The sequence below is a fragment of the Streptomyces purpureus genome (genome assembly GCF_014648195.1).
Lineage (GTDB): Bacteria > Actinomycetota > Actinomycetes > Streptomycetales > Streptomycetaceae > Streptomyces > Streptomyces purpureus.
On record NZ_BMQQ01000014.1, the window covers coordinates 63,772 to 72,473 of the forward strand.

Genomic DNA, 8,702 nt, shown 5'->3' on the forward strand with positions numbered 1-8,702 from the left:
CCCCTGCGCCGTCCTGCCCCGTGCGGGGGAACGGCGTATGAAAGGTTGAACAGCATGAGCAGCGATGCGCACAGCGCACAGCAGGAGTGGAAGCACTGGCACGAACAGCGCACGGCCATGGTCTCGGCGCCGCACGGGCCGCTCTCCCTCACCGGCACCCACTGGCTCGCCGACCACCCGGAAGGTCGAATTCCGGCCGTCCCCGGGCAGTGGCGCGAAGACGGCGGCGAAGTGGTCCTGACCGCCACCGCCGAGGACCGCGTCACGGTCGACGGCGAGCCCCTCACCGGCGAGATCCGCCTCACCGCCGACCGCGGACCGATCCCCGAGTCCCGCGTCGAGGCGGGCGGCCGGCGGCTGGTGGTGATGCGCCGCGAAGGGCTGTGGGCGGTACGGGACTTCGACCCCGGCTCCCCGGCACGGCAGGCCTTCAAGGGCATCGAGGCGACTCCGTACGACCCCCGCTGGGAACTGCCGGGCGCCTACCGCCCGTACCCCGAGGCGCGCAGCGTCCGGGTGGAGAACGCCGACGGACGGGAGCGCGGACTCGGGCTCGCCGGGGAGATCGTCTTCGAGATCGACGGCGCCCCGCAGGCCCTGCACGTCGCGGTCGAGGCCGACGGCTCCCTGTGGGCCGTCTTCGCCGACGCCACCAGCGGAAAGGACAGCTACCGCTTCCGCTTCCTGCGCCCCGCGCCGCCCGCCGCGGACGGCGCCGTGACGGTGGACTTCAACCGCGCGCTGCTGCCGCCGTGCGCCTTCGCCGATCACTTCATCTGCCCCTTCCCGCCCCCCGGCAACACCCTCCCCGTGGGTGTTCCGGCGGGCGAACGGAACGTGCGCACCGGCTGACCCGTCGAAGGAGCGCGCCCCGGCGGTCACCGACCGAGCCGCCGGGGCGCTTCCGGCTGCGTCCGCGCACGGCCCCCGGCGGCCGAAAGGCGCCCTTGCGCCCGAAGTTGACGCGTCGAATACTCCCGAACAGCGCTTGTCAGGAGCACGGCGTGTCCGAAAATCGGGCATCGCATCCCCCGCCCCTGGCTGCGCCTCACGGGCCCGACCCCCCACGGCGGGCCCCCGATTCCCCTCGGGAGGAACGAGAAGTGAGGATCAAGCGCACCACCCCCCGCCCCACGGCCGCGAGACGAACCCGCCTCGTCGCGGTCACCACCGGTCTGGTCGCCGCCGCGGCGCTCGCCGTCCCCACCGCGAACGCCGACTCGAACCAGACCTTCAGCGCCACCCAGCTCACCGCGGCCGGCGACGCCGTACTCGCCGCCGACATCCCCGGCACCGCCTGGCACACCGACCCGGCCACCAAGAAGGTCGTCGTCACCGTCGACTCGACCGTCTCCCAGGCCGAGATAGCCACCATCAAGCGGAAGGCCGGCGCCAACGCCGGCGCCCTGAAGATCGAGCGCACCCCCGGCACGTTCAACAAGCTCATATCGGGCGGCGACGCCACCTATGCCAGCAGCTGGCGCTGTTCACTCGGCTTCAACGTCCGCGACAGCGCCGGTACGTCGTACTTCCTCACCGCCGGACACTGCACCGACGGCGCCGGCACCTGGTACGCCAACTCGGGCCGCACCACCGTCCTCGGTCCGACCGCCGGCTCCAGTTTCCCCGGCAACGACTACGGTCTCGTGCGCTACAGCAACACCTCGATCTCCAAGCCCGGCACGGTCGGCAACGTCGACATCACCAGCGCCGCCAACGCCACGGTCGGCATGTCCGTGACCCGCCGCGGCTCCACCACCGGCACCCACAGCGGCACCGTCACCGGCCTCAACGCCACGGTCAACTACGGCGGCGGGGACATCGTCTACGGCATGATCCGCACCAACGTCTGCGCCGAACCCGGCGACAGCGGCGGCCCGCTCTACTCCGGCAGCCGGGCCATCGGCCTGACCTCCGGCGGCAGCGGCAACTGCTCCTCGGGCGGTACGACCTTCTTCCAGCCCGTCACCGAGGCCCTGAACGCCTACCGGGTCAGCGTCTACTGAGAACGGCGACCGGCCGGCCCACCCCCCACCTCGTAGCCGGCCGCACCACGAGCCCCCATCCGCACCGCCGGGCGGGGGCTTCCGCCCGTCCCGGACCGGTAGGGGGTCTGGACGGCTCGCCCGCATTTGAGAGGATGTGAGAGCGGTCGGCCACAGGAGAGCGGGGGCGGATGAAGCGCATCGGAGTGACCGGCCACAGGGACATCCCCGTCGCCGCGTACGCCCATGTGCGCGCGGCCCTGCTCACCGCGCTCGGCGGCCACCAGGGCTCCCTGGAGGCCCTCTCCAGCCTGGCGGCCGGCGCGGACCAGCTCTTCGCGGACCTCGCCCTGGAGTGCGGCGCCGAGCTGACGGTGGTGATCCCCAGCGGCGACTACGAGCGCGGCTTCACGGGCCCCGGCGAGCTGGCCCGCTTCCAGCTGCTGCGGGAGAGGGCCACCCGCGAGATCCAGTTGCCGTTCCCCTGCTCCACCGACGAGGCGTACTACGCGGCCGGCACCTACATCGCCGACCACTGCGACCGGCTCCTCGCGGTCTGGGACGGCCACCCGGCCCGCGGCCTCGGCGGCACCGGCGACATCGTCCACTACGCCCGCGAGCGCGGCACCCCGGTCACGGTCATCTGGCGCGACGGCGTCGAACGGGCCTGACGGCAGCCACGACCGCCTGCCTGACGCTGCCCACGATCGCCTCGGCGAGTGAGCCGAAGGGGCGCGCGGGCGCCGAAAGGGAGAACGCGCGGAGGCTGCGAGGAACGAGCAGCCGAGCACGATCGACCGTCGCCGCAAGCTAAAAGCGCCCCGGAGGCGAACCGAGCCCCAATCAAGCACGATGCCGGACGAGCCAGTCGGTGTGCTGGGGTGAGACGATCCGCTCGGTCTCGTACACCGCCGCCGCCCACTTCGCCTCGCCGACCGTCGTCTCCATCGCCGTGTGCATGGCCGCGAGGTCCTCCTCGACCAGCGAATGCGCCGCGATCAGCGGCTGGTGGCGGCGGACCTCGCCCCAGGCCACACAGGCCGCCGCGGCCGCCGACAGCACGCCGGCCGGGTCGAAGGAGCCGGCGACGGAGAAGGCGTGCAACACACCGAGGAACAGCGCGAGCAGGGTGAGCAGGGAGATCGTCACCGACCAGAAGGTGGTGGCCCGGCGGGAGACCACGGTCTTGCGGTGGTACCAGTTCCGCTGCTCGATCAGCCGGTCCCGCACATACGTCTCCTTGCGGAGGCTGAACGGCTTCTCCCGCAGCAGCCGCATCGGACCCGTGATCAGTTCGGCGCGGGTGGCGTCGCCCGAGTCACGGGGGTCGTTCCAGCCGACCTTCCGCAGCTCCTTCAGGCCCAGCTCCAGCTGCTCGGTGAAGAGCCGTTCGGCGTCCAGCCCGCGGGTGTCGAACGGCGCGCCGTGCACCGCGTACCGCCAGCAGATCGACTTGATGAACTCGGCTGCGCTGCGGTTGAGCTGCCACTGCGAGGCGGCCCGGCGCCGTGACGCCCGGAAGGTGACCAGCAGCACGCCGGCGTACGCCGCGGCGCTCAGCGCACCGGGAAGACGGAAGCCGTCGCCCAGGCGCCATCCGTCGGGCAGCGCGGCCAGGCACGCGCCCAGCACCAGCAGCAGCAACTGCAGCCGGGTGTCCGAGACGGCCTCGCGCTGGCGCGTGACGGCGATCTCGTCGGTGCGGTGGAACAGCACGGGAAGGTCCGCGCTGCGGAAGACCATGCTCTGCCGTAAGCCGTGAACTCCGCTCATCCGCACCCCCGATGAAGCAAAAAGCTTTGATTCGGCTTGAGTTCACGAGGGTAGAGTCGGCCGGTCGAACACTGCAACGGTGCGGCCCCTGCCGCGAGGAGGAGCCGTGGCCGTCCCCGGTGGGCCGATACCCCCGTCCGACGCGCAGCGGCGCGTCCGCCGCAGTCCGCTGCTCTTCACGGTGCCGCTCCTCCTGCTGGTGCTGCTCACCCTCGTCCTCGGCTGGGAGATCGTCCGGGCCAACATGACCGAGGCGGCCAGGACCCACTGGCCCTGGCGGCTCCAGCTGCTCGACATGGAGCCGCTCGGCAGCCTGCTCGCGGTCGCCGCCGGTGTGGTCCTCGCCCGCGCGCAGTACGCCCGTACCGTCCGGCCCTATCTGGGCTGGCGGGGCGCCTGGACCGCCGGCGCGCTCGGCGGCACCGCCCCCGCCTGGCGGGTCGGCCTCCTCAACGGCGGCCAGTACACCGCGGTGGTCGACGACTACGACGTCCGGGTCGTGCTGAAGGGGGAGCCCGACCCGGCGGCCACGCCGTGGACGGACACCGCGGGCGCCACGGCCACCCTGGAGGGGGCCGGTCTCGCCGTCGGCCAGGACTTCACCCTGGTCCACTTCGGCCCCGGCTTCCCGCTGGTGAGCACCGGCGCCTACGAGACCGTGCTGGTCGGGGCGTTCTCGCAGCGGTGCGTCGAGACCGTCGAGGCCGTCTACGTACGCGTACGGGTGGTGGACACCGTGGGCGACACCCATGAGCGCATCCTGGACTGCTCAAGGGATCACGGACGCCCGGCAACGCCCCCGCCTGACGTACGCTCCGCGTCGAGCAGCCAGTCCAGCACTCGGGGGAGCGCGTACTGGGCGGCGAAGTGCCCGGCGTCCGGTTCCAGGACGAGTTCGGCGCCCTCGATCCGGTCGGCCAGCCAGCGGGTGTGGCCGACCGGCGAGAATCCGTCGTCCTGGCCGTGCCAGAGCATCACGGGACCGCTGATCGCCGAGAGGTCGAAGCCCCAGGGGTGGGCGAGCGCCACGCTGTCGTCGAACCATCCGTGGTGCGAGGTGCGCAGCGCCTCCCGGTAGTTGTCGAGCAGCGAGGCGCGCACCCGCGGGTCCGACACGATCGGCACGTCGTGGTCGGAGAGTTCGGCCCGCATCTCCTCGATGAGCCGGACCGGGTCGCGCCGGATCGCCTCCGCCCTCGGGGCGAGCTCGCCGGCCAGGAGATCGGGCGCGTCCGACGCCATCGCGTACTCACGGACGTTGGACGGGGTCATGCCGTCGAACCAGTCGAGGCCCGGGGCGTTACGGGGCGCGAGGCTCACCAGGGCCGCCGCCCCCAGGACCCGGCCGGGCAACAGCGCCGCGCAGGCGAGGGCGTGCGGGGCGCCGCCGGAGCGGCCGACTACGGCGAACCGCTCCACGCCCAGCGCGTCGGCCACCGCCGCGGCGTCGCGGGCCGCGTCGGCGACCCGGCGGCCGGGCAGCCGGTCCGAATCCCCGTACCCGGGGCGGTCGTAGGCGATGAATCGAACATGGGGATACCGGAGGGTGACGTCGGGCAGCGCGGTGCCGAGCCTGCTGCCGGGCGTGCCGTGCAGCAGCAGCACCGGTGTCCCCGAGGGGTTCCCCCACTCCTCGGCGACCAGTCCGCGGCCGTCGCCGGTACGAATGCGCGTGTACACAGGTGTCCTCCAGGGGTCCGGCCGGCCAAGGAAGTCGTACATCCCCGTGGACACTGCCATGCCACCCGTCCATCGGAACACCCCGCCCCGCCCGCGCGAAGGGCCCCTGTTCTGTCCGAACGCCGCCCTGCGCTCTCAACAACCCGCCCTACACTGGCGAGATGACTGGACCCCGCGGTCCCGGCACCCTCGCGCGGGACCTCGAAGAGATCGGCGTACGGGACGGGGCGACGCTGCTCGTCCACGCCGGGCTCCATGGCACCGGCCTCGCGGCGGTGCCGCTGCGCGAGGCGCTGCGCGCGGCGCTCGGGCCGGAAGGCACGCTGGTGGTGCCGGCCTTCACCGCGGAGAACTCCGACACCTCACCGGTGTACCGGGCCCGGGTCGCCGGGCTCACCCTGGCTCAGGTGACGGCCGTCCGGGCGGCCATGCCCGCCTTCGACCCGCACACCACGCCCTGCCCGCGCATGGGGCGGCTCGCCGAGTCGGTCCGTACCGCCGAGGGCGCCGTACGCAGCGCCCATCCGCAGACCTCGTTCGCGGCGGTCGGCCGGCGGGCCCGGGAACTGCTCGCCAGACACCCGCTGGAGAGCCACCTGGGGGAGGACTCGCCGCTCGGCGCGCTCTACCGGGCCGACGCGCAGGTGCTGATGATCAATGTGGGTTTCGGGGTGTGCACCGCCTTCCACCTCGCCGAGTACCGCACGGGCACGCCACGGCGCCGCTATCGCTGTGTGGTGCCGGGGCCGGACGGGCGGGCCCGGTGGATCGCCTTCCAGGGTGTCAACGTCGACGACAGCGACTTCGAGGCCATCGGCTCCGCGTTCCCCTTCGACGCCGTACGCGAGGGATGGCTCGGCGGGGCGCACGCCCGGCTCTTCTCCCTGAGGACGGCGGTCGACCACGCGGTCGACTGGATGACCGAGAAGCGTGGCACGCCGTACAGAACAAGACAGGACTAGTCCTCACCCCGGCCTCTCGGACGGTCACCTCATGTGTTCGCAATCGGAATCGACCAGTGCTGACCGGGGGTGGCGAACCGGCAGGGGGCGCGCGGGCGTTGACGCGTGCGCGTCCTGAACTCGACCTTGTGTGCTACCCGTCGGGCTCGGAATAGTGGACCGTCCATCCTCCGCGTCAGGGCACCCCACTTGCCCGGATGCGGCCCCCCACAGGAGGTCCTGAGTGAAGCACCGACGCATACCCAAACGGCATGCGGCCGTGGCCGGTGGAGCCGTAGTGGCTCTGGTGGCCGCGGGGGTCACCTTCCAGACTGCGAACGCCAGTGAGGAACCTTCCGGGTTCGCCGTGAAGAAGCTGTCGGCGACGGCGGCCGGAAATCTCGCCTCGACGCTCGGCGACGATCTGGGCGACCGGTCCGCCGGCGCCTACTACGACGTGAAGTCCCAGGCGCTGGTGGTCAATGTGGTCGACGAGGCCGCGGCCGACTCGGTCCGCAAGGCGGGCGGTCAGGCGAGAATCGTCGAGAACTCCGTGGCCGAACTGACCACCGCCCGGCAGACGCTGAAGAGCCGGGCGACGCTCCCCGGCACGTCCTGGGCGGTCGACCCGGTGACCAACAAGGTCGTCGTGACGGCCGACCGTACGGTCAAGGGCAAGGCCTGGTCCACGCTCACCAAGGTGGTCGAGGGGCTCGGCTCCAAGGCCGTGCTCAAGAAGTCGGCCGGCGAGTTCAAGCCGTTCATCGCGGGCGGCGAGGCCATCCACTCGGGCAGCGGGCGCTGTTCGCTCGGCTTCAACGTCGTCAAGGACGATCAGCCGCACTTCATCACCGCGGGCCACTGCGGTGAGTCGGGCAGCAAGTGGGCGGAGTCCCAGGGCGGCCCGGAGATCGGCACGATGGTCGACTCGCAGTTCCCCGGCAACGACTTCGCACTGGTCAAGTACGACGGCGACACCGAGCACCCGAGCACCGTCGACCTCTACAACGGCTCCACCCAGGAGATCACCAAGGCCGGGGAGGCGACCGTCGGGATGAAGGTCACCCGCTCCGGCTCCACCACCCAGGTCCACGACGGTCAGGTCACCGGGCTCGACGCGACGGTGAACTACGGCAACGGCCAGATCGTCGAGGGCCTCGTCCAGACCGACGTCTGTGCCGAGCCGGGCGACAGCGGCGGCTCCCTCTTCGCCGGTGACACGGCGATCGGTCTCACCTCCGGCGGCAGCGGCGACTGCACCTCGGGAGGTACGACCTTCTTCCAGCCGGTGCCGGAGGCGCTGGCGGTCTTCGGGGCGGAGATCGGCTGACCCCGTCCTTCACAGGCGAGCGGGCCGTCCGGCAGTCGCCGGGCGGCCCGTTGTCGTACCCGTCCGGCATGATCGACGGATGGACTTCGCACGGTGGGGGCGGATCGGGGCGCATCTGGCCCTGGTCTGGGCAGTCGGGTACGTCACGTCGGTGTCCGGCATCTTCCTGCTGCCGGGCGGGCCGGCCGGTGTCGCCATGACGGCGGTGGTGGCGCTGCCGCTGCTCGCCGCCGCCGCGCTGCCCGTGCGTACGGTCGTGCCCTGGTGCCGTTCCCCGCGCGGGCTGTTGGGCTGGGCGGCGCTGGTCTTCGGCGCGGGCGCGGCGCTGCTTCTCGCGGGCGCGCGGTGGGCCGAGTCCGTGCGGCTCCACGCGGGCGTGGAGAGCGAGTTCCTCGGTGAGCTGGTGGTGGTCTCCGGTCTGCCCTTCGTCCTGGCGGCCGCCGCGCTGATCCCCGGCTGGGCGCCGCGGGCCGTGGTGGCCGTGCTGGTGGCGGCGGGAGTGGCGTGGGCGGTCGACATCCGAGGCCAAGCGGCGGTGAACAAGGCGGCGTACGAGACGAAGCTGACCGAGCGTTACGGGCCCCCGCAGGTCCGTGCCGTGCTGCCGCCGGGGGTGGAACGGTCCGAGCTGCTGATACCGCCCACGCCCCCCGGCTTCCGCATCGCCGACGGCGCCACCTTCGAAGGCCGGCACATCGTGCTGCACTTCGAGCGGCGGGACGGCGCCGGCGGGTGGACCGGTGGGCTGCGCTACGTCAGCGGCGGGCGGACCGTCGGGCCCTGCGTTGCCGATCCGGCGCCGGCGAGCTGCACCGACGAGGGGGACGGCTTCACCCGCGTGGTGCGCCGCCAGGACGACGGCACGGCCTTCACGACCCTGTTCCTGCGCCGCGGCGAGATCTACCACGAGCTCGGCGGCCCGCTGCCCGCCGCCGAACTGCGCCGGCTGCTGCTTGCGATACGGCCGGCCACCGACGAGGAGGTCCTGGCCGC

General features: G+C 72.5%; 7 protein-coding genes and 1 pseudogene. 6 read left to right on the forward strand and 2 right to left on the reverse strand.

Translation table 11 applies throughout. The features are described 5' to 3' along the window. Positions 1-54: 54 nt before the first annotated feature. The 3 genes from IEZ01_RS18985 to IEZ01_RS18995 all read left to right on the forward strand — a co-directional run bounded on the left by IEZ01_RS18985 (position 55) and on the right by IEZ01_RS18995 (position 2,656). Entirely contained in the window at positions 55-852 is a 798-nt protein-coding gene (locus IEZ01_RS18985; RefSeq protein ID WP_189202728.1) for a DUF1684 domain-containing protein, read from the forward strand. A 251-nt stretch (positions 853-1,103) separates the two neighbouring features. Continuing rightward, entirely contained in the window at positions 1,104-2,006 is a 903-nt protein-coding gene (locus IEZ01_RS18990) for a S1 family peptidase (RefSeq protein ID WP_019885131.1), read from the forward strand. Between the two features lie 170 nt (positions 2,007-2,176). Continuing rightward, positions 2,177-2,656: a hypothetical protein gene (locus IEZ01_RS18995; RefSeq protein WP_189202731.1), complete on the forward strand. Its 480-nt coding sequence runs from the start codon at positions 2,177-2,179 to the stop codon at positions 2,654-2,656. Positions 2,657-2,828: 172 nt separating this feature from the next. Here the strand turns inward: IEZ01_RS18995 and IEZ01_RS19000 are convergent, their stop codons facing one another. Both IEZ01_RS19000 and IEZ01_RS19010 read right to left on the reverse strand, forming a co-directional pair. Further along, positions 2,829-3,728 (reverse strand): DUF4231 domain-containing protein, encoded by a 900-nt coding sequence (locus tag IEZ01_RS19000; RefSeq protein ID WP_189202810.1) that lies wholly within the window; start codon positions 3,726-3,728, stop codon positions 2,829-2,831. Between the two features lie 807 nt (positions 3,729-4,535). Then, positions 4,536-5,438, reverse strand: coding sequence for an alpha/beta fold hydrolase (locus IEZ01_RS19010; RefSeq protein ID WP_373287637.1), 903 nt, complete (start codon positions 5,436-5,438; stop codon positions 4,536-4,538). A gap of 161 nt (positions 5,439-5,599) precedes the next feature. Here IEZ01_RS19010 and IEZ01_RS19015 point away from each other — a divergent pair, with 161 nt between their 5' ends. From IEZ01_RS19015 to IEZ01_RS19025, 3 genes and pseudogenes are all read left to right on the forward strand, one after another. After that, a complete protein-coding gene (locus tag IEZ01_RS19015) occupies positions 5,600-6,400 on the forward strand; it encodes an AAC(3) family N-acetyltransferase (RefSeq protein ID WP_189202733.1) in 801 nt (266 codons plus the stop codon). A gap of 223 nt (positions 6,401-6,623) precedes the next feature. After that, a complete protein-coding gene (locus tag IEZ01_RS19020) occupies positions 6,624-7,709 on the forward strand; it encodes a S1 family peptidase (RefSeq protein WP_189202736.1) in 1,086 nt (361 codons plus the stop codon). Between the two features lie 79 nt (positions 7,710-7,788). Next, positions 7,789-8,702 (forward strand): annotated as a pseudogene (locus tag IEZ01_RS19025) (hypothetical protein); the annotation flags it as partial.